Annotated in this window: 24 protein-coding genes and 1 pseudogene; 14 read left to right on the forward strand and 11 right to left on the reverse strand. The window is 59.9% G+C overall.

What is annotated here, in order from left to right; all coding sequences use genetic code 11:
- The first annotated feature begins 233 nt into the window (after positions 1-233).
- Positions 234-2,024: an aspartate--tRNA ligase gene (gene aspS, locus ACK9YZ_RS05175; RefSeq protein ID WP_416065889.1), complete on the forward strand. Its 1,791-nt coding sequence runs from the start codon at positions 234-236 to the stop codon at positions 2,022-2,024.
- A 68-nt stretch (positions 2,025-2,092) separates the two neighbouring features.
- Here the strand turns inward: aspS and ACK9YZ_RS05180 are convergent, their stop codons facing one another.
- Positions 2,093-3,283 carry a hypothetical protein gene (locus ACK9YZ_RS05180; RefSeq protein ID WP_416065890.1) on the reverse strand — a complete coding sequence of 397 codons (1,191 nt, stop codon included), beginning with the start codon at positions 3,281-3,283 and terminating at the stop codon, positions 2,093-2,095.
- Positions 3,284-3,515: 232 nt separating this feature from the next.
- Between ACK9YZ_RS05180 and parC the strand changes: the two genes are divergently transcribed.
- The gene (parC, locus tag ACK9YZ_RS05185) at positions 3,516-5,771 is read left to right on the forward strand and encodes a DNA topoisomerase IV subunit A (protein WP_216757621.1); all 2,256 of its coding nucleotides are present in this window, start codon (positions 3,516-3,518) and stop codon (positions 5,769-5,771) included.
- A gap of 162 nt (positions 5,772-5,933) precedes the next feature.
- Entirely contained in the window at positions 5,934-6,431 is a 498-nt protein-coding gene (locus ACK9YZ_RS05190; protein WP_416065891.1) for an SRPBCC family protein, read from the forward strand.
- Here the strand turns inward: ACK9YZ_RS05190 and ACK9YZ_RS05195 are convergent.
- From ACK9YZ_RS05195 to hemB, 5 genes are all read right to left on the reverse strand, one after another.
- The gene (locus ACK9YZ_RS05195) at positions 6,421-6,810 is read right to left on the reverse strand and encodes a type II toxin-antitoxin system death-on-curing family toxin (protein WP_216757623.1); all 390 of its coding nucleotides are present in this window, start codon (positions 6,808-6,810) and stop codon (positions 6,421-6,423) included. The two genes, ACK9YZ_RS05190 and ACK9YZ_RS05195, sit on opposite strands and share 11 nt — an antisense overlap.
- Complete coding sequence (locus ACK9YZ_RS05200; protein WP_216757624.1) at positions 6,810-7,031, reverse strand: AbrB/MazE/SpoVT family DNA-binding domain-containing protein; 222 nt, start codon at positions 7,029-7,031, stop codon at positions 6,810-6,812. The genes ACK9YZ_RS05195 and ACK9YZ_RS05200 overlap by 1 nt, the downstream gene beginning before the upstream one ends.
- 172 nt (positions 7,032-7,203) lie before the next feature.
- Positions 7,204-7,980: an arginyltransferase gene (locus tag ACK9YZ_RS05205; protein WP_416065892.1), complete on the reverse strand. Its 777-nt coding sequence runs from the start codon at positions 7,978-7,980 to the stop codon at positions 7,204-7,206.
- A gap of 182 nt (positions 7,981-8,162) precedes the next feature.
- A complete protein-coding gene (locus ACK9YZ_RS05210; protein ID WP_216757626.1) occupies positions 8,163-8,621 on the reverse strand; it encodes an RDD family protein in 459 nt (152 codons plus the stop codon).
- 73 nt (positions 8,622-8,694) lie between these two features.
- Positions 8,695-9,708, reverse strand: coding sequence for a porphobilinogen synthase (gene hemB, locus ACK9YZ_RS05215; protein ID WP_416065893.1), 1,014 nt, complete (start codon positions 9,706-9,708; stop codon positions 8,695-8,697).
- 134 nt (positions 9,709-9,842) lie between these two features.
- Here hemB and ACK9YZ_RS05220 point away from each other — a divergent pair, with 134 nt between their 5' ends.
- Both ACK9YZ_RS05220 and ldtR read left to right on the forward strand, forming a co-directional pair.
- Positions 9,843-10,280, forward strand: a complete 438-nt coding sequence (locus ACK9YZ_RS05220; RefSeq protein WP_416065894.1) for a DUF6163 family protein — start codon at positions 9,843-9,845, stop codon at positions 10,278-10,280.
- Between the two features lie 128 nt (positions 10,281-10,408).
- The gene (ldtR, locus tag ACK9YZ_RS05225) at positions 10,409-10,921 is read left to right on the forward strand and encodes a transcriptional regulator LdtR (protein ID WP_216757629.1); all 513 of its coding nucleotides are present in this window, start codon (positions 10,409-10,411) and stop codon (positions 10,919-10,921) included.
- 156 nt (positions 10,922-11,077) lie between these two features.
- Here the strand turns inward: ldtR and ACK9YZ_RS05230 are convergent, their stop codons facing one another.
- A complete protein-coding gene (locus ACK9YZ_RS05230) occupies positions 11,078-11,473 on the reverse strand; it encodes a VOC family protein (protein WP_416065895.1) in 396 nt (131 codons plus the stop codon).
- Between the two features lie 473 nt (positions 11,474-11,946).
- On the opposite strand from ACK9YZ_RS05230, the gene ACK9YZ_RS05235 reads away from it, so the two are divergent.
- The 5 genes from ACK9YZ_RS05235 (at position 11,947) to ACK9YZ_RS05255 (ending at position 17,189) form a co-directional block, all read left to right on the forward strand.
- Positions 11,947-13,248 carry a L,D-transpeptidase family protein gene (locus ACK9YZ_RS05235; protein ID WP_216757633.1) on the forward strand — a complete coding sequence of 434 codons (1,302 nt, stop codon included), beginning with the start codon at positions 11,947-11,949 and terminating at the stop codon, positions 13,246-13,248.
- 180 nt (positions 13,249-13,428) lie between these two features.
- Positions 13,429-14,727 (forward strand): serine hydroxymethyltransferase, encoded by a 1,299-nt coding sequence (gene glyA, locus ACK9YZ_RS05240; RefSeq protein ID WP_416065896.1) that lies wholly within the window; start codon positions 13,429-13,431, stop codon positions 14,725-14,727.
- Positions 14,728-14,836: 109 nt separating this feature from the next.
- On the forward strand, positions 14,837-15,313 hold the full coding sequence (gene nrdR, locus ACK9YZ_RS05245; protein WP_007819993.1) for a transcriptional regulator NrdR: 477 nt from the start codon (positions 14,837-14,839) through the stop codon (positions 15,311-15,313).
- Between the two features lie 2 nt (positions 15,314-15,315).
- Positions 15,316-16,569 (forward strand): bifunctional diaminohydroxyphosphoribosylaminopyrimidine deaminase/5-amino-6-(5-phosphoribosylamino)uracil reductase RibD, encoded by a 1,254-nt coding sequence (ribD, locus tag ACK9YZ_RS05250; RefSeq protein WP_416065897.1) that lies wholly within the window; start codon positions 15,316-15,318, stop codon positions 16,567-16,569.
- Positions 16,569-17,189 carry a riboflavin synthase gene (locus ACK9YZ_RS05255; RefSeq protein ID WP_216757636.1) on the forward strand — a complete coding sequence of 207 codons (621 nt, stop codon included), beginning with the start codon at positions 16,569-16,571 and terminating at the stop codon, positions 17,187-17,189. The genes ribD and ACK9YZ_RS05255 overlap by 1 nt, the downstream gene beginning before the upstream one ends.
- On the opposite strand, the gene ACK9YZ_RS05260 is transcribed toward ACK9YZ_RS05255, so the two are convergent.
- The 3 genes from ACK9YZ_RS05260 to ACK9YZ_RS05270 all read right to left on the reverse strand — a co-directional run bounded on the left by ACK9YZ_RS05260 (position 17,170) and on the right by ACK9YZ_RS05270 (position 18,704).
- A complete protein-coding gene (locus ACK9YZ_RS05260) occupies positions 17,170-17,685 on the reverse strand; it encodes a GNAT family N-acetyltransferase (RefSeq protein WP_416065898.1) in 516 nt (171 codons plus the stop codon). The genes ACK9YZ_RS05255 and ACK9YZ_RS05260 overlap by 20 nt on opposite strands.
- A gap of 42 nt (positions 17,686-17,727) precedes the next feature.
- Entirely contained in the window at positions 17,728-18,222 is a 495-nt protein-coding gene (locus tag ACK9YZ_RS05265) for a cupin domain-containing protein (protein WP_416065899.1), read from the reverse strand.
- 125 nt (positions 18,223-18,347) lie between these two features.
- A complete protein-coding gene (locus tag ACK9YZ_RS05270) occupies positions 18,348-18,704 on the reverse strand; it encodes a hypothetical protein (RefSeq protein ID WP_216757639.1) in 357 nt (118 codons plus the stop codon).
- Positions 18,705-19,050: 346 nt separating this feature from the next.
- Between ACK9YZ_RS05270 and ribH the strand changes: the two genes are divergently transcribed.
- The 3 genes from ribH (at position 19,051) to ACK9YZ_RS05285 (ending at position 22,326) form a co-directional block, all read left to right on the forward strand.
- A complete protein-coding gene (gene ribH, locus ACK9YZ_RS05275; RefSeq protein ID WP_183730477.1) occupies positions 19,051-19,506 on the forward strand; it encodes a 6,7-dimethyl-8-ribityllumazine synthase in 456 nt (151 codons plus the stop codon).
- Positions 19,507-19,509: 3 nt separating this feature from the next.
- A complete protein-coding gene (gene nusB, locus ACK9YZ_RS05280) occupies positions 19,510-19,992 on the forward strand; it encodes a transcription antitermination factor NusB (protein WP_007819976.1) in 483 nt (160 codons plus the stop codon).
- A 195-nt stretch (positions 19,993-20,187) separates the two neighbouring features.
- Positions 20,188-22,326 (forward strand): sodium-translocating pyrophosphatase, encoded by a 2,139-nt coding sequence (locus tag ACK9YZ_RS05285; RefSeq protein WP_216757640.1) that lies wholly within the window; start codon positions 20,188-20,190, stop codon positions 22,324-22,326.
- A 74-nt stretch (positions 22,327-22,400) separates the two neighbouring features.
- Here the strand turns inward: ACK9YZ_RS05285 and ACK9YZ_RS05290 are convergent, their stop codons facing one another.
- Positions 22,401-22,934 (reverse strand): outer membrane protein assembly factor BamE, encoded by a 534-nt coding sequence (locus ACK9YZ_RS05290; RefSeq protein ID WP_216757641.1) that lies wholly within the window; start codon positions 22,932-22,934, stop codon positions 22,401-22,403.
- Positions 22,935-23,122: 188 nt separating this feature from the next.
- Here ACK9YZ_RS05290 and ACK9YZ_RS05295 point away from each other — a divergent pair.
- A pseudogene (locus tag ACK9YZ_RS05295) lies at positions 23,123-23,714 on the forward strand (ubiquinol-cytochrome C chaperone family protein).
- Positions 23,715-23,720 lie beyond the last annotated feature (6 nt).

A 23,720-nucleotide genomic window follows, 5' to 3' on the forward strand; every position in this document is an offset into this window, starting at 1 on the left:
TGATGCCTCCTTTTAAAGTTGACTGCCGTCTTCATCAATATGCCGGCTTCTGCCAAACTGCCGCAGCGCGAGCACCGCAACTCCCTCGGAAACGCTGACGCAAACGGCCCGTTGGTCCCGCCAAGTCTTGACAAATCAAAGCGTCCATGCGCTTGTCCGCCCGATTTTCTTGTCGGCGCTGCAGGTCTGCGAACCATGCCGCCGTCTTAAGCCAAATGCCAGGAATTGAGATCATGCACCGCTACCGCAGCCACACATGCGCCGCTCTTCGCAAATCGGACGTCGGCTCGACTGTCCGTATTTCCGGCTGGGTCCATCGTGTCCGAGATCATGGCGGCGTGCTGTTCATCGACCTTCGCGACCACTACGGCACGACGCAGATCGTTGCCGATCCGGATTCGCCGGCTTTCAAGCAGGCAGAAACTGTTCGCGGCGAATGGGTCATCCGCGTCGACGGCCTCGTCAAGGCTCGCACGGAAGATACCGTCAACAAGAACATGCCGACCGGCGAGATCGAGCTCTACGCACAGGAGATCGAAGTTCTCTCTGCTGCCAAGGAATTGCCGCTGCCGGTCTTCGGTGAGCCGGATTATCCGGAAGACGTTCGCCTGAAGTACCGTTTCCTCGATCTGCGCCGCGAGACGCTGCACAGGAACATCGTCAAGCGCACGCAGGTGATTTCCGCCATGCGCCGCGAAATGGGCAATGTCGGCTTCACCGAATACACGACGCCGATCCTGACGGCCTCCTCGCCGGAAGGCGCGCGCGACTTCCTCGTGCCGAGCCGTATCCATCCCGGCACCTTCTACGCGCTGCCGCAGGCTCCGCAGCAGTACAAGCAGCTGCTGATGGTTGCCGGCTTCGACCGCTACTTCCAGATCGCGCCCTGTTTCCGTGATGAAGATCCGCGCGCCGACCGCCTGCCGGGCGAGTTCTACCAGCTCGACCTCGAAATGAGCTTCGTGACCCAGGAAGACGTCTGGAACACGATGGGTCCGTTGATGACCGGCATTTTCGAGGAATTCGCCGAAGGCAAGCCGGTCACCAAGGAATGGCCGCGCATTCCCTATGACGAAGCGATCCGCAAATATGGCTCCGACAAGCCTGACCTGCGCAACCCGATCGTCATGGAAGCCGTGACCGACCATTTTGCCGGCTCCGGCTTCAAGGTCTTCGCCAACATGATCGCCTCCAACCCCAAGGTTCAGGTCTGGGCGATCCCGGCCAAGACCGGTGGTTCGCGTGCTTTCTGCGACCGCATGAATGCCTGGGCGCAGAGCCAGGGCCAGCCGGGCCTCGGCTATATCTTCTGGCGCAAGGAAGGTGAAAAGCTCGAGGGTGCCGGTCCGCTCGCCAAGAACATCGGCGAAGAGCGCACCGATGCCATCCGCACGCAGCTTGGCCTCGGTGATGGTGATGCCTGCTTCTTCGTCGCCGGCGAGCCGGAAAAGTTCTACAAGTTCGCAGGCGAAGCCCGCACCCGCGCGGGCGACGAGCTGAATCTCATCGACCGCGACCGCTTCGAGCTGTGCTGGATCGTCGACTTCCCGTTCTTCGAATGGAACGAAGACGAGAAGAAGATCGACTTCGCCCATAACCCCTTCTCGATGCCGCAGGGTGGCCTCGATGCGCTGCAGAACCAGGATCCGCTGACGATCAAGGCCTTCCAGTACGACGCCGTCTGCAATGGCTTCGAAATCGCTTCGGGCTCGATCCGTAACCAGTCGCCGGAAACCATGGTCGCCGCCTTCGAAAAGGTGGGTTTGAGCCAGCAGGACGTCGAGGATCGTTTCGGCGGTCTCTACCGTGCCTTCCAGTATGGCGCGCCTCCGCACGGTGGTGCGGCCTTCGGTATCGACCGTATCGTCATGCTGCTCGTCGGCGCGAAGAACCTGCGCGAAATCTCGCTCTTCCCGATGAACCAGCAGGCTCAGGACCTCTTGATGGGCGCGCCGACCCCGGCAACGCCCACGCAACTGCGCGAGCTGGCGATCCGCCCGATCCCGCCGCAGAAGAAGGATTGAGGCGCAAGCTCTTCAACAAAAGCCCGGCGAGATCATCGCCGGGCTTTTTTGTTGGATCCAGAACAGGCTCAATCGTTGGCCGAAACCTTCACGCCGAGCATCTGCGGCACCGTGTTGGGTGCGCCCATGGCCGCGCCGACAATCATCGGGAAGGCGACCGGCTTGTCCGGCGTGGCCTTGACGGTCAAGCTCTTCGGATTGTCGAGGAAGGTGCTGACCGCAGCCGAAATCGCATTCTGCAGTTCTGGGATGTTGAGCTGCGCCAGCATGATCGGCGTCATGGCCTTCAGCGAATCCGCCATCTGCTGGCCCGAAACGTTCTGCTTCGAACCGGCATAGTCGAGTGCGCGCTTGGTAATCGATGCATCCTCGAAGCGGATCTGAGCGGAATCGAAGGTCAACTGCTGGGCAAGGCCGAGCATGGCGAGGCCGAGCGCCTGCTGGGCTTCTTCCTTGTTCGGATTGGCTTCCGACTGCTTGACCGCGTCCTGCATCGCCTTGATGAAGGCCATCGTATAGCCGGAGATCTTGAGGCCGAAGTTCAGCTTGCCGACATTGGTGATGTCGAGGGAAATTTCGGAAAGATCGATCGTGCCAGGCCCAAGATCCCAGGCACCCTTTACGGTGATGTCACCCTGGACATGCTGGAGGGCGAGCTTCTCGATCGCATCCTTGCTCTCGGGGTCTTCGCCTGCCTGGCTGAGATCGGCCTTCATGCTCTTGAATGCGCCGTCGAAATCGAAGCCGGATTCGTCTTCGCGAAGCGTGACGTTTGTCTCGCTTTCCAGCACCGAGAAGACTTCGGTACCATCCTTGGTGACCTTGATCACACCTGAATGGCCGCTTTCGGCGAAGAGCATGGAGTCGATCGTGTCGCCGGGCTGAGCGGGAACGGAAATACCGCCAAGGCTCATCTCCTGGACGCTCATGGTCATGCCATCCTTGGACGAGTTGAAATCGGGGAAGGCAGCCTCTTCGATATAATAGCTGCCGTCATCCTGCTCTTCCACGCCGGAGAGAGTGACCTCGCCGATGGAAAACTGTTCGCCGCCGGCTGGCTTGATGCTGACATTCTTGAGCGTAACGTTCGTGCCGTCGATATCGACGCCATCGGCTGCGACGACCAACCCGCCCTGCTGGCTGTAGGCGGCGTTGATCTTCTTCAGGAGGTTCTGGCCGTCGAGCGCGAATGCGGAACCGGCGAACGAAAGAAGGGCTGCGCTCGACAGCATCAGCCGCGTTGTGCGGTAAAAGATCATGAGAAAGTCCCCCTGGGTGGCAAGTGCCGTTGAATATTGCAATGAAGCGACTGCGGAACGGTCCGGCTTTATATTTTGCAGACCCCTAAATTTCTGTTGAGAGCATCGGCGAACGAAGTTCCAAATTCGGACGCCACCTTTTATGGTTTTCATGTCAACACCAAGACGTCATCCACAGCCGGAACGCCCGGATTCCTTGCCCCACAGGGGTTTCTGAGCTAGTCAGGATTCCATGGGACAAGAGATTTTACCGCCTTCCGGCGGAGACGGCGACAATATTCATCCGGTCGATCTGAAGGCGGCGCTTGAAGAGCGCTACCTCCGTTACGCGCTGTCGACCATCATGCACCGCGCGCTGCCTGATGTGCGCGATGGCCTGAAGCCAGTCCATCGCCGCATCGTCTACGCGATGAACGACATGGGCCTGCGGCCGAATGCGGCCTTCAGAAAATGCGCCAAGATCGTCGGCGAAGTGATGGGTAACTATCACCCGCACGGCGACCAGTCGATCTACGACGCACTGGCGCGCCTGGCGCAGGATTTTTCGCAGCGCTACACGCTGGTGAACGGGCAGGGCAACTTCGGCAATATCGACGGCGACAGTCCCGCCGCCATGCGATACACCGAATCGAAGATGACTGCGGTCTCCGAACTGCTGCTCGAAGGCATCGATCAGGATGCCGTCGATTTCCGCGACACTTACGACGAATCCAATTCTGAGCCAGTCGTTCTTCCCGGTGCCTTCCCGAACCTTCTTGCGAACGGTTCCTCGGGTATTGCGGTCGGCATGGCGACGTCTATTCCTTCGCACAACGTGCATGAGGTCTGCGACGCGGCACTGCATCTGATCAAGCATCCCGATGCCACGGTCGAGAAGCTCGTCGAATTCATCCCCGGCCCGGATTTCCCGACCGGCGGCATCATCATCGACAACAAGGAAAGCATCATCGAGAGCTACCGCACCGGCCGCGGCGGTTTTCGCGTGCGTGCGAAATGGGAGACGGAAGATCTCGGCCGCGGCGGCTACCAGATCATCGTCACCGAGATTCCCTTCCAGGTGCAGAAGTCGCGCCTGATCGAAAAGATCGCCGAGCTTTTGATTGCCCGCAAGCTGCCGCTGCTGGAAGACATCAGGGATGAATCGGCCGAGGACATCCGCATTGTCCTGGTGCCGAAGAGCCGCACCGTCGATCCGACCATCCTCATGGAATCCATGTTCAAGCTGACGGAGCTCGAAAGCCGTTTCCCGCTGAACATGAACGTGCTCTCGATGGGCGTGATCCCACGCGTCATGGCGCTGAATGAAGTGCTGAAGGAGTGGCTGGAACACCGCCGCGAAGTCCTGCAGCGCCGCTCGCGCTTCCGCCTTGCCGCCATCGACAGGCGCCTCGAAATCCTCGGCGGTTTGCTTATCGCTTACCTCAATATCGATGAGGTGATCCGCATCATCCGCGAAGAGGATGAGCCGAAGCCCGTCATGATGGCGCGCTGGGATCTGACTGACGTTCAGGTCGAAGCGATCCTCAACATGCGGCTGCGCGCCCTGCGGAAGCTCGAAGAATTCGAGATCCGCAAAGAGCACGACGAACTCACCAAGGAAAAGGCTGATATCGAAGCGCTGCTCGCTTCCGATGAAAAGCAATGGCAGACGGTTTCCTGGGAAATCGGCGAGGTGAAGAAGAAATTCGCCAAGGCGACCGAGATCGGCCGTCGTCGCACGCAGTTTGCCGAAGCGCCCGAGGCCGACGAAGAAGCCATCCAGCATGCGATGATCGAGAAGGAGCCGATCACGGTCGTCGTCTCCGAAAAGGGCTGGATCCGCGCTCTGAAGGGCCACATTTCCGATACCTCGGCGCTGACCTTCAAGGAAGGCGACGGCCTGAAAGTGGCCTTCCCGGCGCAGACGACGGACAAGATCCTGATCGTCACCACCGGCGGCAAGGTCTTCACGCTCGGTGGTGACAAGCTGCCCGGTGGCCGTGGCCACGGCGAGCCTCTGCGCATCATGATCGACATGGATAACGATCAGGATGTGCTGACCGCCTTCGTCCACGACCCGGCGCGCAAGATGCTGCTCGTCTCGACTGCCGGCAATGGCTTCGTGGTGCCGGAAGCGGAAATGGTGGCCAATACCCGTAAGGGCAAGCAGATCATGAACGTCTCCATGCCTGACGAGACGAAACTTCTTGTTCCCGTGAACGGCGATCACGTCGCGGTCGTCGGCGAAAATCGCAAGATGCTGGTCTTCCCGCTGAGCCAGGTGCCGGAGATGACGCGCGGCAAGGGTGTGCGCCTGCAGCGCTACAAGGATGGCGGCATTTCCGACATTCGCTGCTTTGCGATCGCCGATGGCCTGAACTGGGAAGACAGCGCCGGCCGCACCTTTACGAAGAACAAGGACGAGCTTGCCGAATGGCTGGCCGACCGCGCTACCGCCGGCCGTACCGTACCGAAGGGCTTCCCGCGCAGCGGTAAATTCGCCGGATGATCCCGGAATTTTGAGGCTCCGCCCTTGGCAGGCGGAGCAACTCCTCTATCTCAGTCCTGTCACCAAAAGACGGGCCTAAAAAGAAAGGCAACGTCGTTCCGTGGGCGGGCGGGATGGCCGTGAACCGTGCGCTGAAAGCGTGCGAACAATGGAGGATCGTCGATGCCTGCCGCCAATACCATCAAACTGCATGTCGCCCACAGCTACAGGGCGCCGCCCGCTACCATTTATGATGCCTGGCTCAATCCCGAAATCGCCCGCCGCTTTTTATTTGCAACCGACGACGGCCATGTCATCCGCGCCGATATCGATCCGCGCGTCGGCGGCCGTTTCATCGTCGTCGACCGGCGCCCAACCGGCGATGCCTTTCATCACGGCGTCTTCCTGGAATTGAAGCGCCCCAAGCGCATCGTCTTCTGCTTTTCGGTCGAGGAGCACGACCATAATTGTGATCGTGTCGAAATCGACATCGAACCGCTCGGCAGCGGTAGCCGCCTGACCCTCACGCACGAGATGTGCGCGGAATGGGCGGAATACGAGGAAAAGACCCGTCAGGGCTGGACGCATATCGTCGAAGGGCTGGATCGGGAACTGGAGCTTTCCGCAGATTCGAAACGATCGAATCCTGAAGCCGGCCAGTCTGCAGGCGCTACGGCGTGAGCGGGATCGTGTGGTCGCGCAGGAAGCGCGTGGCGCCCTCCTCATCGATTTCGCCTGCTGCTGCACCTATGACAAAAGTGTACAGGTGGGCGTCGGTCGTCTCTATCGAATAGCCGTGCTGCAATAGAAAGACACCGCAACTGACAATGGCGATCCGTTTGTTTCCGTCAAGAAACGCATGATTGCGCGCCAAACCGAAAAGATATGCGGCGGCAAGCTCAATGATGTCATTGCATCCGCAGTTTGCCTTGTTGATGGGGCGCCCCAAAGCGGATTCCAGCGATGCTTCATCCCGAAGGCCGGCGAGGCCGCCAAACCGTTCGATCTGCATCGCGTGCATTTGCTCGACCAGCCGTCTACTTAGAAACTTGAATGTCATTATTCGGCAAGCTTCTTGAGCGCGACCTTATACTTCTCCATGAAGAGACGGGCTGCGTTAAGCTCCTCTGACATGTCTTCATCAACAGGTTTCAGTGAAAGCACCCCGCCTTCGGCCTGAAGATCGAGGGAATCTCCAGCCTTTAGGCCGAAACGGTCCAACACTTCCTTGGGAATAATCACGCCTTCCGAGTTGCCGATTTTGCGGATGGTGACGTTCATTGCCGTCTCCTGTGATAACGACGTTATAACGTAGAGTAGACAACAACCGATTGCCGATCAAGCCAGATGAACGCTCCTGGCTCCCAGCCAGCTGGGGTCCATGGAAAAACACCAGTCCGCGGCTACCGTCAGCAACTGGTTTTTCCGGCAATTCCAAGGTGGGGAGGAAGCATCAGTCCTGCGGATCGTTCTGGAGAGAAGAGGGATCGAAGCGTTCCCAGCCGCGCGGCGTCAGATGTTCCTGCGGCTGGAAGCGCGTCTTGTAATCCATCTTCCGCGATCCTTGAACCCAGTAGCCGAGATAGACATGCGGCAGGCCGAGCGCTTTCGTGCGGCGCACATGATCGAGAATCATGAAGGTGCCGAGCGAGCGCCGGTCGAGATCAGGATTGAAGTAGGAATAGACCATCGAAAGACCGTCGCTCATCGTATCGGTCAGCGCGGCGGCAAGCAGCTCGCCCTTCGGCCGCGTTTCCAGTCCCGAGCCTTCCTCGCGGCGCCGGTATTCGATGATCTTGGTGTTTACATGCGTGTCTTCCACCATGATCGCATAGTCGAGCACGGTCATATCGGACATGCCGCCCTGCTGGTGGCGATAGTCGAGATAGCGGCGGAACAGGGAATATTGCTCGCTCGACGGTTGGGCCGCAAACTCCGTGGAAATGATATCGGAATTGGCCGCCAGCACCCGCTTCATCGATTTGGTGGGCTCGAATTCCTGCGCCAGGATGCGCACGGACACGCAGGCGCGACAGGCCTCGCAGGCGGGGCGATAGGCGATGTTCTGTGAACGGCGGAAACCGCCCTGGGTCAGGATATCGTTCATCTCCGCCGCCCGGGGGCCGACGAGATGGGTGAAGACCTTGCGCTCCATCTCATGCGGCAGATACGGACACGTTGCCGGAGCCGTCAGATAAAACTGAGGGGATGGCGTGGTCTGCGTATTCATCTCTTGCGGAGATTTCCTTTCGGGGCACCTGTCATTCCAGACAGCATGACGCAAGATTAAAAAACGTCAACAGCGCGACATTCAGTGCCGCGCAATCGAATATTCGATTTCTTGGATATGGCGCCCTTTTGTGGCCGGCAAAGGGCGGGCGGAGACTTTATTTCGTCCCCGCCGGGCCGGTATTAGCTGATGCGGATCGTAGCCGTGCCAACGAGGAAATCGTGCAGCAGGCGCGAGCGCTCCGTGAAGAGGCCGACCAGCAGAATCAGCGGCGTCAACACCGAGTTCAGAATCCAGAAGAGCGCCAGGTGAGCAATGGCCAGGATGAAGTCCATCGGCCTTCCATCAACGCGCACGATCGCGATACCCATCGCGCGCATGCCAAGCGAAGCTTGCGACGGACCGCCGACAGTCATGCCAAAGTACAGGCCTGCAACGATGACGAACAGAGCCGGATAAAGAATGAAGCCGAGCCCCAGCGTGACGATCCCCAGGAAGAACACCACGATCGCCGCGGGAATGCAGAGCAGGGCCACGATGACATAGTCGAGGATGAATGCGAAGACGCGACGGCTGAGCACACCACTATAGGCGCGCCAGTCCTCCGGTGCGGCATAAAGCGGATTGGGGTTGTAGCTCATCCATATCTCCCTTCGAAAGACGATGCCGCTGATATGGTATTGTCAGGGGGAAATACAATAATTCGCCCGAAAATCACCTTTTTGCGAGGATTTTCGCCACTTCCGGCGCAAAATAGGTGAGGATGCCGTCGCAGCCGGCGCGCTTGAAGGCAAGCAGCGTCTCCATCATGATCCGCTCGCCGTCGATCCAGCCGTTCATCGCCGCAGCCTTGATCTGCGAATATTCGCCGGACACCTGATAGGCGAAAGTCGGCAGGCCGAACGCCTCCTTCACGCGCCAGCAGATGTCGAGATAGGCAAGCCCGGGTTTGACCATCAGCATGTCCGCGCCTTCCTCGACATCGAGGGCGGCATCGCGCAGCGCTTCCGTGCCGTTCGCCGGATTGATGTAATAGCTGTTCTTGTCACCCTTCAGCAGGCCCTTGGTATTGATCGCCTCGCGATAGGGCCCGTAGAAGCCGGAGGAAAACTTCGTTGCATAGGACATGATGCCGACGCTCTGATGCCCGGCGGCATCGAGCCCGCGGCGAATTGCGCCGATGCGTCCGTCCATCATTTCCGAGGGAGCAATGATGTCGGCGCCGGCATCGGCCTGCAGGATTGCCGCCTTGACCACCTGATCGACCGTCTCGTCATTGACGATTTCGCCGTCGCGCAGGATGCCGTCATGTCCATGGCTGGTGAAGGGGTCGAGCGCGACATCGGTAATAATGCCGATATTGGGCACGGCCTTTTTGATGGCTGCCGTCGTCTGATTGATGAGGTTATTGGCGACGAGGCTGTTCGACCCTGTCTCATCGCGCAATTCCATCTCTATATCGGGGAAGGTGGCAACGGCAGGGATACCAAGATCGGCCGCTTCCTTCGCCGCCTCGACCGCCTTGTCGACGCTCATGCGGTTCACTCCGGGCATCGCGGCGATCGGATCGACGATGCCGGTTCCCGGAACGATGAAGATCGGCCAGATCAGATCGTCAACCGTCAGTCGGTTTTCCTGCACCAGCCGGCGCGTCCAGTCCGCCTTGCGGTTGCGCCGCATGCGGCGGTGACCGGTGATTTCATCGACGAGATGCGTCTTGTCCTGCATGATATCTGCCCCTGGGCCATTCCATTTATCGGAGCGGTCATTATCATGCGCGCCGGGAAATCCAAACCGGACGATTGGCCGCGGCGGATGAAACCCGGAAAAATGAAGCTGCGATCCGAACGTGAGGTCTCGCCATGGAAACCGATTCTCCGACGATACCGAAACGCACGCTGACGGATATCCTCTTCATCTTCTTTCTGCGGCTCGTGGCCGTTTCCTGCTTCTGGTTCGGCCTGCAATATTGGGCGATGCTCGTCGGCTACTCGCTGGTCGGCGCCGGCCGCTTCGATCTCTTGAGCCTGCCGTGGAGGGTCGCAAGCACGTCCCTTGCCGTTCTTTTCCCGGTCGCCTCGCTTGGCCTCTGGCTCACGGTCTCCTGGGGGCCGGTCATCTGGGTGCTTGCCGCCGGCGGCCAGATCCTCATGTATGGCCTGCTTCCGCAGATCTTCGGACCCAACCGGCTGATCATCCTGCTCCACGTGATCGTCGCCGTCATCTACTGGATTTTCAGGCTTTCCCTGTGGCTGGAGCGGCGCCGGCAGCGTCGCCAGGTAAGCGTTGATTTACCCTGATACATCAAGGGCTTTTCGTAAGCCTCTGTTAAGCCTGCGGTTTAAGTCGAATTTTATATGTATTCGATAGGGTCTCACTCAAGGCGGGAAGAAAACGACACCGCCAAACAAAACAGTGAGGCAGTCAAATGAACACGAAACTCAAGCCGCAGGCGGCATCGACTTTCCATGCACACGAACAGGGCATCCGTGATCTTTACATGGAATCCCTTCATCTTGTTGAACGCCTTCATCGTCGTCTGCTCGACGTCATCAAGGACGAGTTCGACCGTCAGGGCCGCAGCGATGTCAACGCCATCCAGGCGCTGCTCCTCTTCAACATCGGCAATTCCGAACTGACCGCCGGCGAGCTGCGCTCCCGCGGCTACTACCTCGGCTCAAACGTTTCCTACAACGTCAAGAAGCTGGTCGACCTCGGCTTCATCAACCACCAGCGCTCGCGCATCGACCGCCGCTCGGTCCGCATCAGCCTGACCGAAACCGGCCAGGACATCGCCGAAACGGTCGCCCGGCTATACGAACGCCACATCGCCTCGATCGACAAGGTCGGCGGCATCGGCACGGATGAGTTCACCCAGATGAACAAGCTCCTGCAGCGTCTGGACCGCTTCTGGAACGATCAGATTCTCTATCGCCTGTAACCTGCACAGCCTGTTCCCTGCAGGCTTATTGGGACCTCCTTACAGGCACCACGAGGCGCTGCAGTGTGCGCAATTGCACGCGGTGGCGCCCGTTTCCATTTCTATTCCGTGCCTGTCTTCAGAAAGCGCTGAAATTTCGGACTATCGTCCTGGACGTCAGGTGCGTTCTGCCCTGTAGCAGACAAACGCCAGTTTGTTGCCGTCCGGATCACGAACATACGCGCCGTAAAACCCATCACCGTACTGGGGTCGGAACCCTGGGAGGCCTTCGTCGAAGCCACCATTTCGTAAGGCAATGTCGTGGAGCCGATCTATCTTGACCGCGCTGTCGACAAGAAACGCTGTCATGGTCCCGTTGCCGACCGTCGCGCGAGCTCCATCGAACGGATACCCCGTGAAGAAACGGGGAGCGCTTTCATCAGCCTCGACACCCCACGACGCCGACTGACTGTCTCGCCAGCACTGATTCAGTCCCATCTCATCAAATAAAGGATCGTAGAACCTCAATGCTCGACCCAGATCCGTGGTCCCCACCATCGTGTAGCCGATCATCAAACCTCTCCCCTTGCTTGAACCCTCCGGCAAAGTAAGGGTTACCTAAGCACGACGTCAAAGCTTCAAGGTCGAATTTCCCATGTAATCAGTCTTCCCGCTCACCTCTGCGTGGCATCTTTGCAACGCACGCCAGCCAAGCGCAAAGCCCGGTATTCAAGCCCTTTTTTAGTCGTTATTAACCCTCACGGTTTACCCGTCATATGGTTTGTTGCATGCGGTTTCCGGCAACCGGCAGTCTGTCTTCCGGTCTGGAAACACGAATTGGCCATATTGATGTGACAGCGGAATGTTCGATAGCCGGCGTCCTCGATGGACCATTGGCACCATCCAGGTTGCTCGCAATCTTGTGATGGGACTGGCGGAATTTCCTGCTGCGCCGGACGAACGAACGGATAGGGATCTGCGTTAAGGCGCAGGATATCGCAAAGGGCCGCGGCTTCCTCCACCGTGGCATTGAGTGGTTGGGACGAATGTCTAAGAAGAACGGAATTGAAGCTCTCTCGCGCCGCGCCTTCCTGGCGTCGGCGGCAACGGTTGGTGCCGGCGCGCTTGCCGCGCCCGCATTCGCGCAATCGGCGCTCGATGGGCTCCTGAATGCCCCGAGGCGCGGCAACTGGGACGACCAGTTCGACGCCAAGGCCGCCTCGCGCACGGCGACGGCCGTCCTTTCCAATACGCCGATCCTCAGCCCGCAGTCGGTGCCGAGCACGCAGCAGGCGATCTGGCAGTATCAGCAGATCGCGTCTGCCGGCGGCTGGCCGGAGGTCAATCCGGGAGATCAGCGCCTGCAACTCGGTGTCAGCTCCCCCGCCGTCCAGGCCCTGCGCCAGCGTCTGGCGATCACCGGCGACCTGCCGCGTGAAGCTGGCCTTTCCAACGCCTTCGATTCCTATGTCGACGGCGCCGTCAAGCGCTTCCAGGCCCGTCACGGCTTGCCGGCCGACGGTGTGCTCGGCGAATTCACGCTGAAGGCGATGAACATCCCGGCTGATGTGCGCCTGCAGCAGCTAAACACCAACCTCATCCGCCTGCAGACCTTCCCGGAAGATCTCGGCCGCCGCCACCTGATGGTAAACATTCCGGCCGCCTATGTGGAAGCCGTTGAAGACGGCAGCGTCGCGACGCGCCATACCGCGGTTGTCGGCCGCCTGAGCCGCCCGACGCATCTCGTCAATTCGAAGGTCTACGAAGTCATCCTCAACCCGTACTGGACGGCACCCCGCTCGATCGTCGAGAAGGACATCATGCCGCTGATGCGCAAGGATCCGACCTATCTCGAAAAGAACGCGATCCGCCTGATCGACGGCAAAGGCAATGAAGTTGCCCCCGAGACTGTCGACTGGAACGGCGAGGCGCCGAACCTGATGTTCCGTCAGGACCCCGGCAAGATCAACGCCATGGCATCGACGAAGATCAACTTCTACAACAAGAACGGCGAGTACATGCACGACACGCCGCAGCAGGGCCTGTTCAACAAGCTCATGCGTTTCGAATCGTCGGGCTGCGTGCGTGTCCAGAACGTCCGCGACCTCACGACCTGGCTGCTGCGGGAAACGCCCGGCTGGAACCGCCAGCAGATGGAGCAGGTGATCGCAAGCGGCGTCAATACGCCGATCAAGCTCGCGACCGAAGTTCCTGTCTATTTTGTCTACATCTCGGCCTGGGGCATGCCCGACGGCGTCGTCCAGTTCCGCGACGATATCTACGAGATGGACGGCAATGCCGAACTGGCGCTCGACACGACTTCGGGCATGGAACAGCCGGTTCAGTAATCCGGACATCAAGCGATCTTCGAGCCGCGCCATTTGCGCGGCTTTTTTCATTCCAGCGGGGCTGTAGCCAACGCAAACCACTCACCCCGCGCGCTTAGCCCAGCAAATGTCGTTCTTCGTATTGCCCTCGCATCGGCGGAAGGCTAATACCTTGCCGCATTCCACCGTAGGAGCCAGCCCATGACCAATGCTTCCACCGAATCCTTCTTCAATCGCTCGCTTGCGGACGTCGATCCGGAAATCTTCGGCGCGATCGGAAAGGAACTCGGTCGTCAACGGCATGAGATCGAACTGATCGCATCCGAGAACATCGTTTCCCGCGCCGTTCTGGAAGCCCAGGGCTCCATCATGACCAACAAATACGCCGAGGGTTATCCGGGCAAGCGCTACTACGGTGGCTGCCAGTTCGTCGATATCGCCGAGGAACTGGCCATTGAGCGCGCCAAGAAGCTCTTCGGCGTCAACTTCGCCAACGTTCAGCCGAACTCCGGTTCGCAGATGAACCAGGCCGTATTCCTGGCGCTGCTGCAGCCGGGCGATACGTTCATGGGTCTCGACCTGAATTCCGGCGGTCACCTGACGCATGGTTCGCCGGTCAACATGTCCGGCAAGTGGTTCAACGTCGTGTCCTACGGCGTGCGCGAAGGCGACAACCTGCTCGACATGGATGACGTCGAGCGTAAGGCTAAAGAACACAAGCCGAAGCTGATCATCGCCGGCGGCACGGCCTATTCCCGTATCTGGGACTGGAAGCGCTTCCGCGAGATCGCCGACAGCGTCGGCGCCTATCTGATGGTCGACATGGCCCACATCGCCGGTCTCGTTGCCGGTGGCGTGCATCCGTCGCCGTTCCCGCACTGCCATGTTGCGACCACCACCACCCACAAGTCGCTCCGCGGCCCGCGCGGCGGCGTCATCCTGACGAATGACGAGGATCTGGCGAAGAAGTTCAACTCCGCCGTTTTCCCCGGTCTTCAGGGTGGTCCGCTGATGCACATCATCGCCGCCAAGGCCGTTGCCTTCGGCGAAGCCCTGCAGCCGGAATTCAAGGATTATGCCGTTCAGGTCGTCAAGAACGCCAAGGCGCTCGCCGAAACGCTTGTCGCCGGCGGCCTCGATGTCGTCTCGGGCGGCACGGACAACCACCTGATGCTGGTTGACCTGCGCAAGAAGAACGCCACCGGCAAGCGCGCAGAAGCCGCACTCGGCCGCGCCTACATCACCTGCAACAAGAATGGTATCCCGTTCGATCCCGAAAAGCCCTTCGTCACCTCGGGTGTTCGCCTCGGCGCTCCGGCCGGCACGACGCGCGGCTTCAAGGAAGCCGAATTCCGTGAAATCGGTAACCTCATCGTCGAGGTTCTCGATGGTCTGAAGGTCGCCAATTCCGACGAAGGCAATGCCGCCGTCGAAGCTGCTGTCCGCGGCAAGGTGGTGAATCTGACCGATCGCTTCCCCATGTATGACTACATGGGCTAGAGCGCCGTGCGCCCGTTCGGGCGCATAAGTCGCTCTAATTCTTTGAATCTACACATCAGGCTTTCCGAAAATCGGTTCCGATTTTCGGGCCGATGCTCAAGGAGAAGGCATGCGCTGCCCCTATTGCGGTTCGGAAGACACTCAGGTCAAGGATTCCCGCCCGGCGGAGGATAACACCTCCATCCGCCGGCGCCGTATCTGTCCGGATTGCGGCGGCCGCTTCACGACCTTCGAGCGCGTGCAGCTTCGCGAACTGATGGTCACCAAGAAGACCGGCCGAAAGGTTCCCTTCGATCGTGACAAGCTCGTCCGGTCCTTCGATGTGGCATTGCGCAAGCGTCCGGTCGATCGCGACCGTATCGAGCGTGCTGTCTCCGGCATCGTGCGCCGGCTGGAAAGCTCGGGCGAGACGGAAATCTCCTCCGAGCAGATCGGCCTGCAGGTTCTGGAAGCCATGAAGAGCCTCGATGATGTCGGCTTCGTGCGCTACGCCTCGGTCTACCGCGATTTCTCGCATGCCGAGGATTTCGAAAAGCTGATCGCCGAGCTCAACGCCAAGATCGCCCGCGATCCACTGGACGTCTGACGATGGGCGAGGGGATCGTGCAGCCTGAGGACGAACGCTTCATGGCAGCTGCGATCCGCCTGTCGCGATGGCACACGGGCCAGACCTCCACCAATCCATCCGTCGGCTGCATCATCGTTCGCGACGGCACGATCGTCGGCCGCGCCGTGACCGCACTCGGCGGACGTCCGCATGCCGAGCCGCAGGCGCTCGCCGAAGCCGGCGAACTTGCCCGCGGTGCGACGGCCTATGTCACGCTCGAACCCTGCTCCCATCACGGCAAGACGCCGCCCTGCGCCGAGGCCCTGATCGCCTATGGCGTCGGCCGCGTCGTCATCAGCGTCACCGATCCCGATGTCAGAGTGTCCGGCCGCGGCATTACCATGCTGCGCGATGCCGGCATCGAGGTGACCTCGGGCGTGCTGGAGGAAGAGGGCAGGCAGTCGCTCGCCGGATACCTCACCCGTCAGACGAAGAACCGCCCCTATGTGACTCTCAAACTTGCCGTTTCCGCCGATGGCATGATCGGTCGAGCAGGGGTAGGGCAGGTGGCGATCACTGGCCCGGAAGCCCGCGCTCAGGTGCAGGCGCTGCGGGCCGAAACCGATGCCATCCTTGTCGGCATCGGCACGGCGATTGCTGACGATCCGCTGCTGACGGTGCGGACGCCGGGTCTTGAGGCGCAGTCGCCTGTTCGGATCGTGCTCGATCCCGCTCTGGCACTGCCGCTGACGAGCAAGCTCGTCGAGACAGCGCGGGACGTGCCTGTTATCGTGGTGGCGAGTGAAGAGATATCGCCGTTAGGGTCTGAGGAAGGGGGAGCTGGCACCCAGCCAATCTCCCCCCTTGTGGGGGGGGAGGTGCGTTCCGGCGAAGCCGGAGCGATCGATCCAGTGAATCGATCGCAGCACCGAACGCCTGGCAGGACAGAGGGGGGTGCCCCACCCACCGACGAAACCGATTCTCGCCGCACCGCACTCGAAGCCGCCGGCGTCGAGATCCTCTACTGCAATCCCTATCACCCCGAAGTCCTGCTGCCGGCGCTTGCTACGCGCGGCATTTCCTCGCTTCTGGTCGAAGGCGGCGCAAAGACCGCGAAGCTTTTTCTCGAAGCCGGTTTCGTCGATCGCATCCAGCTCTACCAGGCGCCACTCGTCATCGGCGAGGGGGGGATTGAATCCCCATTGCAGGCAACCGACATACCATCCGGCTTTGCCCATAGGGGCACATATATATTTGGCGCTGATCGCCTGGACGAATACGAAAGAGAGACTTGATGTTCACCGGAATTGTCACTGATATCGGCACGATCGAATCCGTTTCGACCCTCAAGGAGGGCATCAAGCTCCGTATCGCGACGAATTACGATCCGGCGACCATCGATATGGGGGCTTCCATCTCCCATTCCGGCATCTGCCTCACCGTAACAGGACTGCCGCAGGAGGGCAGCAACGGCCGCTGGTTCGAGGTCGAGGCATGGGAAGAGGCGCTGCGCCTCACCACTATTTCCACTTGGCAGACGGGCAGCCATATCAATCTCGAACGGTCGCTGAAGATCGGTGATGAGCTGGGCGGCCACATCGTCTCCGGCCATGTCGACGGCAAGGCCGAGATCCTGTCGGTGACGGAGGAAGGCGATGCCACGCGCTTCCGTCTGCGTGCGCCGGCCCATCTCGCGAAATTCGTGGCGCCCAAGGGGTCCATCGCGCTGGACGGCACGTCGCTGACCGTCAATGCCGTAGATGGTACGGATTTCGACGTGCTCCTGATCCGCCACACGCTCGAGGTCACGACCTGGGGTGAACGCAAGGCCGGCGACTTCGTCAATTTCGAGGTCGATACCATGGCGCGTTATGCCGCCCGCCTTGCTGAGTTTCCTAGCGCGAAAACTGAATGATCGGGCCGTTATAGTCAGTCCGCGCCGCCTCCTTGAAGCCGAGCTTTTCGGCAACCCTGAGCGACGGCATATTGTCCGGGCTGATGATGCAGGTCATCGGCCGTCCCGGAAACTGTGTCTCTCCCCAGCCGATGATCGCCGTCAGCGCCTCGGTGGCATAACCCTTGCCATGCGCAGATGGCATTATTGCCCAGCCCACCTCCATCGTGCCTTCGATCGAAGGCTGCATGTCCCGCTTGGCCTCGAGAAAACCGGCTTCGCCGATGAAGCGGCCGCTTTCCTTGTCTTCGATCGCGAAGAAACCGAAGCCCATGTGATGCCACATGCCGGCAATACGCAGCAGCCATGACCAGCTCTGCTCGCGGCTGGAGGGTACGCCGCTGATGAAACGCACGACGTCTTCGTCGCGCCAGAGATCGAAATGTGCGTCGAAGTCGTCACGCCGATGCGCGCGCAGAATAAGCCGTCCGGTTTCCAGTGTCGGGATATCGATCATGAATAGGATGCTCTGAAACGATTTGCGATGAAGGTGCTGATATCAGAAGCCGGGTTCGCCGTCCCAGTAGTCGAGGGTGTTCTCGCTCCGTCCAATATGATCGAAGGAGCTGCCGTCGCGATTGGTCTTGGCGAGAAACTTGCCGGAATCGGGATATTCGCAAATCTCGGTCTTCGCCTTGGTCGACAGGCCCAGATAGATCAGCGGTGTCGATCCGGTATTGATGATCTGATGTGCCGTTTCCGGGCCGCCCGCCGGCGCCCCCAACACATCGCCCTTCTTGATTGGATAGCGCAGTTCGCCGAAGCGATATTCGCCCGTGCCGTCGATGATGTAGAAGAGCTCGTCTTCGACATGGTGATTATGGAAGGGGCAGCCGGATTTGCCGGGCGGCACTTCGCTGTAGCTGATGCCGAGGTTGGCAAGCCCGAGATCTTTTCCGAAAGACGTGTCGCGGCTTTCGAAGAGGCTTCCCCTCGTCCAGTGTTCGAGGGAGAGATCGGCCGTATTGATGACCGGTTTTGCGTTCGTCGCCATCGGGTCCTCCGCTTTGGCGAGAAGACAATCCTATCCGACGGAAAATGCAACAGCGATTTCGAGAAAAGGCGAGTATGGGCGGTGAGGAGATCAGCCGTCCATGCTCGCCTTCCAAGTTGGCAGCCTCAGCGAACGTAGAACGTAATGCTGCCGTCGGCTGCCTGTTCTGCATTCACGACATTGCGGATATTGACGCCGTCATTGTTGAGCTTGTGTGCCAGCGACTTGTTGGCGTCGATGGAGGCCTGGATGGCATAGACAGCGCTTTGCGGGCGCTGAATGACGGAGCGCGGACCCGTCATTTCGTCGTCGAGGTTGTGCCAGTTGTATACCGGCTGGATGTCGAAGTCGCCATGGAAGGTGCGAAGTGTCCGCTCGATACCCTGTGCGGTGTTCATGTCGAGGCTTTCAGCGCGGCTGACGCCTGCAAATGCAAGGGAGGAGAAAGCGGCGGCGATGGCGATTTTAGCAACGCGGTTCATGATCGTATCCTTTCGTCTGCTGTGACGGTCGGCTGTCGTTGCAGGGGATCGTCGGTGTTACGACTGGAATTTGGCACCGCAGCATTGGCGTTTCAATGGCGTAAGTTACTGAAAATCAATTAAAAATTGTTCATGAAATCCGCCTTGGATTTGCCGTTTTTGCGTCACCCGGCTAAGCATGTTTTTCACGTCGTTACACCCGACAATGCCGAGCTCCGCTATCCCATTGCAGATATTTTGTCTTTCCTTTTGGAGCGCTACCCGAATTTGCTTGCCATTCGCTCGAAGGCATGTTTTGACCGCGGCCTGCCCGAGTGGAAAATGCCCCTCCAACCGAAGGTGAACCATGCCGAAAGAGACCGCTCCCCATATTTTGATCGTCGAAGCGCGCTTCTATGACGACATGGCCGATGCTCTTCTGGAGGGCGCGACCTTCGCGCTGGAAGAAGCCGGCGCCACGTTTGATGTCGTCACTGTGCCCGGCGCGCTGGAAATTCCGGCGGCGATTGCCATGGCGCTCGATGGCGCGGATAATGACGGCACGCAGTATGACGGTTTCGTTGCACTCGGCATGGTCATCCGCGGCGAAACCTATCATTTCGACATCGTGTCGAACGAGTCTTCGCGTGCGCTCATGGATCTCGCCGTCAGCGAGTCCCTTGCCATCGGCAACGGCATCCTGACCGTCGAGAACGATGAACAGGCCTGGGTGCGTGTGCGCCGCTCGGAAAAGGACAAGGGCGGTTTCGCCGCCCGTGCAGCTCTCACCATGATCGAGCTGAAGAAGAAGTTGGGTGCATAAAGAATGACTGACGAAAATACCGAACGACCGGTCAAGGCTGCCAACCAGCGGGGTGCTGCGCGTCTTGCGGCTGTGCAGGCGCTTTATCAGATGGATATCGGCGGCACCGGCGTTCTGGAAATCGTGGCGGAATACGAGGCGCATCGCCTCGGCCAGGAACTTGACGGCGAAACCTATCTGAAGGCCGATGCCGGCTGGTTCCGCTCGATCGTCTCAGGCGTCGTGCGCGACCAGCTACGCCTTGACCCGCTGATCGCCTCCGCCCTGCAGGACGATTGGGCGCTGTCGCGTCTGGACAGCACCGTCCGGGCCATCCTGCGCGCCGGCGTCTTCGAACTCGTCGACCGCAAGGACGTTCCGGTCGCCGTCATCGTCACCGAATATGTCGAGATCGCTCGCGCCTTCTTCGACGATGATGAGCCGAAGCTCGTCAATGCCGTTCTGGACCGCATTGCCAAGCAGGTGCGCGGCGACCAGAAGAAATAGGCACTTAGCCCCCAAACGATCCCTCTCGTTCTTTCTGCGGAACTGCAAGGCTTTTGAAGTTTTGCAGTCTTGACGCGACGTTATCGACCACGCAATCTCCACTCGCCTGCTGGGCGTTTCTGTGGAGAGGAGTCGATTCAGCAGCGTTCGTCGCCGGAGAAGGAGTGAGTTCCGGCTTATGGGAGGAAAGAGCGAATGACCATTCTTTTATTGGTAATCGCATGTGGCCTGCTCTCGGTGGTCTATGCCATCTGGGCAACCCGGTCGGTGCTTGCTGCCGATCAGGGAAACAGCCGCATGCAGGAGATCGCGGGCTATATCCGCGAGGGCGCACAGGCCTATCTGACGCGTCAGTATAGAACCATTGCCATCGTCGGCATTGTTGTTTTCATTGCAGCATGGCTGCTCCTTTCCGCCACGGCCGCGATCGGGTTCCTGATCGGCGCCGTCCTCTCGGGTGCTGCCGGCTTCATCGGCATGCACGTCTCCGTCCGCGCCAACGTGCGCACCGCCCAGGCAGCGTCCACGAGCCTCAAGGCCGGCCTGGACATCGCCTTCAAATCGGGCGCGATCACCGGCATGCTGGTTGCCGGCCTCGCGCTTCTCGGCGTCTCGATCTATTATTACGTGCTGACGATCGTGCTCGGACACGAGGCCGGCTCGCGTGAAGTCGTCGACTCCCTCGTGGCGCTCGGCTTCGGCGCGTCGCTGATCTCGATCTTCGCCCGTCTCGGCGGCGGTATCTTTACGAAGGGCGCCGACGTCGGCGGCGACCTCGTCGGCAAGGTCGAAGCCGGTATTCCGGAAGACGATCCGCGCAATCCGGCAACCATTGCCGATAACGTCGGCGACAATGTCGGCGATTGCGCGGGCATGGCGGCCGACTTGTTCGAAACCTATGCCGTGACCGTCGTCGCGACCATGGTTCTGGCGGCAATCTTCTTTGCCGGCGCACCCATCCTGCAGTCGGCCATGATCTACCCGCTGGCGATCTGCGGCGCCTGCATTATCACCTCGATCATCGGCACCTTCTTCGTCAAGCTCGGCCCCAACGGCTCGATCATGGGCGCCCTCTACAAGGGCCTCATCGTCACCGGCCTTCTGTCTGTCATCGGCCTCGGTGCCGCAACCTCGTTGACGGTCGGCTGGGGTTCGCTCGGTCAGGTCGCCGGTTTTGACGTTACCGGCACGAAGCTCTTCTTCTGCGGTCTCGTCGGCCTCGTCGTCACAGCGCTGATCGTCGTCATCACCGAATACTATACCGGCACCGGCAAGCGCCCGGTCGTGTCGATCGCCCAGGCATCGGTTACCGGCCACGGTACCAACGTCATCCAGGGTCTTGCGGTATCGCTGGAATCGACGGCGCTGCCTGCAATCGTCATCGTCGGCGGCATTCTTGCCACCTATCAGCTCGGCGGCCTGTTCGGCACCGGCATCGCGGTCACCGCGATGCTCGGCCTTGCCGGCATGATTGTTGCGCTCGACGCTTTCGGTCCGGTCACGGACAATGCCGGCGGCATCGCGGAAATGTCCCACCTGCCGCCGGAAGTGCGCAAGTCCACGGATGCGCTCGATGCCGTCGGCAACACGACGAAGGCCGTCACCAAGGGTTACGCGATCGGTTCGGCCGGTCTCGGCGCGCTGGTGCTCTTTGCGGCCTATGCGAACGACCTGCAATATTTTGCCGCGCATCCCGACCAGTATCCTTATTTCCAGAATATCGGCACGATCTCATTCGATCTGTCTAACCCTTACGTGGTTGCCGGTCTGCTGTTCGGTGGCCTGATTCCCTATCTCTTCGGCGGCATCGCCATGACCGCTGTCGGCCGTGCCGCCGGCGCGATCGTCGAGGAAGTGCGCAAGCAGTTCCGTGAAAAGCCAGGCATCATGCAGGGTACGGAAAAGCCTGATTACGGCCGCGCCGTCGATCTTCTGACCAAGGCTGCGATCCGCGAAATGATCATCCCGTCGCTGCTGCCGGTGCTGGCGCCTATCGTCGTCTATTTCGGCGTGCTCATCATCTCCGGCTCCAAGGCGTCGGCCTTTGCAGCGCTTGGGGCATCGCTGCTTGGCGTCATCATCAACGGTCTCTTCGTCGCGATCTCGATGACCTCGGGCGGCGGCGCGTGGGACAATGCCAAGAAGAGCTTCGAGGATGGCTTCGTCGACAAGGACGGCGTGCGCCACATGAAGGGCTCGGATGCTCACAAGGCATCGGTGACGGGTGATACCGTCGGCGATCCCTACAAGGATACGGCCGGTCCCGCCGTCAACCCGGCGATCAAGATCACCAATATCGTAGCCTTGCTGCTGCTGGCGATTCTCGCGCATTAAGGTGCGCTATCCAACAATACAAAAAACCCGCCGGAATCGCTTCCGGCGGGTTTTTGTATAGGAAACAGCTTGTTTTAGCGCAGGCTGGACGGGTTCTGCGGCGTGCCGCCGGCGCCGCCACCGAAGAGGCTCTTGGCCGCATTCGCCGCGCTGCCGCCGGACAGCATCTGCTGCAGGAAGGTGAGTTCGCGACCGCCGGTCGGCGTGACGCGGGAAATCGTGTCGAATACCTTGCCGTCCTGCAGGGTGTAGTTGGCGCGGCGGGCAACAACCCCGTCCTTGTCGAAATAGATGGCGAGAATGCTCTGGGCGGTGACGCGCAGCTTCTGGAATGCCATCGAGCGCTGGCGGCGCTGCGAGATGTAATAAAAGACTTCCCCGTCGAAGGTTGCCGTGGTCGACGGCGTGCCGAGCGACAGCAGCACCTGCTCACGACTGGAACCTTCAGGCACCAGCGCCAACGACTGCTCGTCGACGATATAGCCGCCGTTCAGCACGGTGCTCGTCTGGCATCCTGAGAGTGTGGTGGCGGAGGCGATTATGATGGCAATGGCCGCATTGCTGAAGAATTTCATGTCAGACTTGAAATACCGTTTCTTCAACGACATCTACTCCCTTGAGTATCGATAGCAGCCATTCCAAACACTGCGTGCTTCCTCCTGCAGAACCATTGTGGCCATTCCGGGGTCGAATTCTCCCGATCTGTCTCGTTGTGCACCGGAGCGCACCTGTCTCGAAACCGGCCACGAACGGCATTGCAATTCGCGCCTGCTTCGGTAAACCAGCTTTCGAAATCATGCAACAAGGCCCGGTGCCGCTCGGCGCCAAGAATGCGGCATTTCCGGAAAAAACAAATGATCTTCGGGCTCTTCGGTAAGAGAAACAGCAACCAGACCATCATCGACCGGCAATACGCCGCGCTGACGGCTGCCGCCCGCATGCCGGAGCTCTATGAGCGCCTTGACGTGCCCGATACCGTCATGGGCCGCTTCGAGATGCTATCGATCGCCATGATCCTGTTTTTCCGCCGTACCCGCACCTCCGGGACGAGCGGCCAGGAGATCGCCCAGGAAATCGTCGATGCTTTTTTTCAGGATATCGACTATTCGATCCGCGAGCTCGGAATCGGCGATAACAGCGTGCCGAAGCGCATGAAGAAGCTCGCAGGCATGTTTTATGGACGGCTGGAAGCCTATTCGAAGGCTATGGATGCCGGCGATGCTGCCGCACTTTCCGTAGCCCTCCAGCGCAATATTTATCCCGAAGCAGCTGAGCCCGCCGATATGAGCGGGCTGGCACAATGGATGGTGGCGGCGGAGGCCCACCTGTCGGCCATTCCCGAAGAGGCGATCGCCACCGGTTCGGCGACGATCCCCGGGGTCGCCTGAGGAGTA

Origin of the sequence: Rhizobium sp. ZK1, from assembly GCF_047782645.1 — a bacterium.
Lineage (GTDB): Bacteria > Pseudomonadota > Alphaproteobacteria > Rhizobiales > Rhizobiaceae > Rhizobium.

Excerpts from the sequence above, each read along its gene's own strand:
- ACK9YZ_RS05200 (WP_216757624.1), bottom strand. The coding sequence starts at position 7,031 with ATGAACGTCACCATCCGCAAAATCGGCAACTCGGAAGGCGTGATTATT.
- parC (WP_216757621.1), top strand. The coding sequence starts at position 3,516 with ATGGGACAAGAGATTTTACCGCCTTCCGGCGGAGACGGCGACAATATT.
- hemB (WP_416065893.1), bottom strand. The coding sequence starts at position 9,708 with ATGCAGGACAAGACGCATCTCGTCGATGAAATCACCGGTCACCGCCGC.
- ACK9YZ_RS05285 (WP_216757640.1), top strand. The coding sequence starts at position 20,188 with ATGACCATTCTTTTATTGGTAATCGCATGTGGCCTGCTCTCGGTGGTC.
- ACK9YZ_RS05195 (WP_216757623.1), bottom strand. The coding sequence starts at position 6,810 with ATGACATTCAAGTTTCTAAGTAGACGGCTGGTCGAGCAAATGCACGCG.
- ACK9YZ_RS05265 (WP_416065899.1), bottom strand. The coding sequence starts at position 18,222 with ATGGCGACGAACGCAAAACCGGTCATCAATACGGCCGATCTCTCCCTC.
- ACK9YZ_RS05220 (WP_416065894.1), top strand. The coding sequence starts at position 9,843 with ATGGAAACCGATTCTCCGACGATACCGAAACGCACGCTGACGGATATC.
- ribH (WP_183730477.1), top strand. The coding sequence starts at position 19,051 with ATGCCGAAAGAGACCGCTCCCCATATTTTGATCGTCGAAGCGCGCTTC.
- nusB (WP_007819976.1), top strand. The coding sequence starts at position 19,510 with ATGACTGACGAAAATACCGAACGACCGGTCAAGGCTGCCAACCAGCGG.
- ACK9YZ_RS05235 (WP_216757633.1), top strand. The coding sequence starts at position 11,947 with ATGTCTAAGAAGAACGGAATTGAAGCTCTCTCGCGCCGCGCCTTCCTG.
- ACK9YZ_RS05210 (WP_216757626.1), bottom strand. The coding sequence starts at position 8,621 with ATGAGCTACAACCCCAATCCGCTTTATGCCGCACCGGAGGACTGGCGC.
- ACK9YZ_RS05180 (WP_416065890.1), bottom strand. The coding sequence starts at position 3,283 with ATGATCTTTTACCGCACAACGCGGCTGATGCTGTCGAGCGCAGCCCTT.
- ACK9YZ_RS05290 (WP_216757641.1), bottom strand. The coding sequence starts at position 22,934 with ATGTCGTTGAAGAAACGGTATTTCAAGTCTGACATGAAATTCTTCAGC.
- ACK9YZ_RS05270 (WP_216757639.1), bottom strand. The coding sequence starts at position 18,704 with ATGAACCGCGTTGCTAAAATCGCCATCGCCGCCGCTTTCTCCTCCCTT.
- ACK9YZ_RS05205 (WP_416065892.1), bottom strand. The coding sequence starts at position 7,980 with ATGAATACGCAGACCACGCCATCCCCTCAGTTTTATCTGACGGCTCCG.
- ACK9YZ_RS05260 (WP_416065898.1), bottom strand. The coding sequence starts at position 17,685 with ATGATCGATATCCCGACACTGGAAACCGGACGGCTTATTCTGCGCGCG.
- glyA (WP_416065896.1), top strand. The coding sequence starts at position 13,429 with ATGACCAATGCTTCCACCGAATCCTTCTTCAATCGCTCGCTTGCGGAC.
- aspS (WP_416065889.1), top strand. The coding sequence starts at position 234 with ATGCACCGCTACCGCAGCCACACATGCGCCGCTCTTCGCAAATCGGAC.
- ribD (WP_416065897.1), top strand. The coding sequence starts at position 15,316 with ATGGGCGAGGGGATCGTGCAGCCTGAGGACGAACGCTTCATGGCAGCT.
- nrdR (WP_007819993.1), top strand. The coding sequence starts at position 14,837 with ATGCGCTGCCCCTATTGCGGTTCGGAAGACACTCAGGTCAAGGATTCC.
- ACK9YZ_RS05230 (WP_416065895.1), bottom strand. The coding sequence starts at position 11,473 with ATGATCGGCTACACGATGGTGGGGACCACGGATCTGGGTCGAGCATTG.
- ACK9YZ_RS05255 (WP_216757636.1), top strand. The coding sequence starts at position 16,569 with ATGTTCACCGGAATTGTCACTGATATCGGCACGATCGAATCCGTTTCG.
- ACK9YZ_RS05190 (WP_416065891.1), top strand. The coding sequence starts at position 5,934 with ATGCCTGCCGCCAATACCATCAAACTGCATGTCGCCCACAGCTACAGG.
- ldtR (WP_216757629.1), top strand. The coding sequence starts at position 10,409 with ATGAACACGAAACTCAAGCCGCAGGCGGCATCGACTTTCCATGCACAC.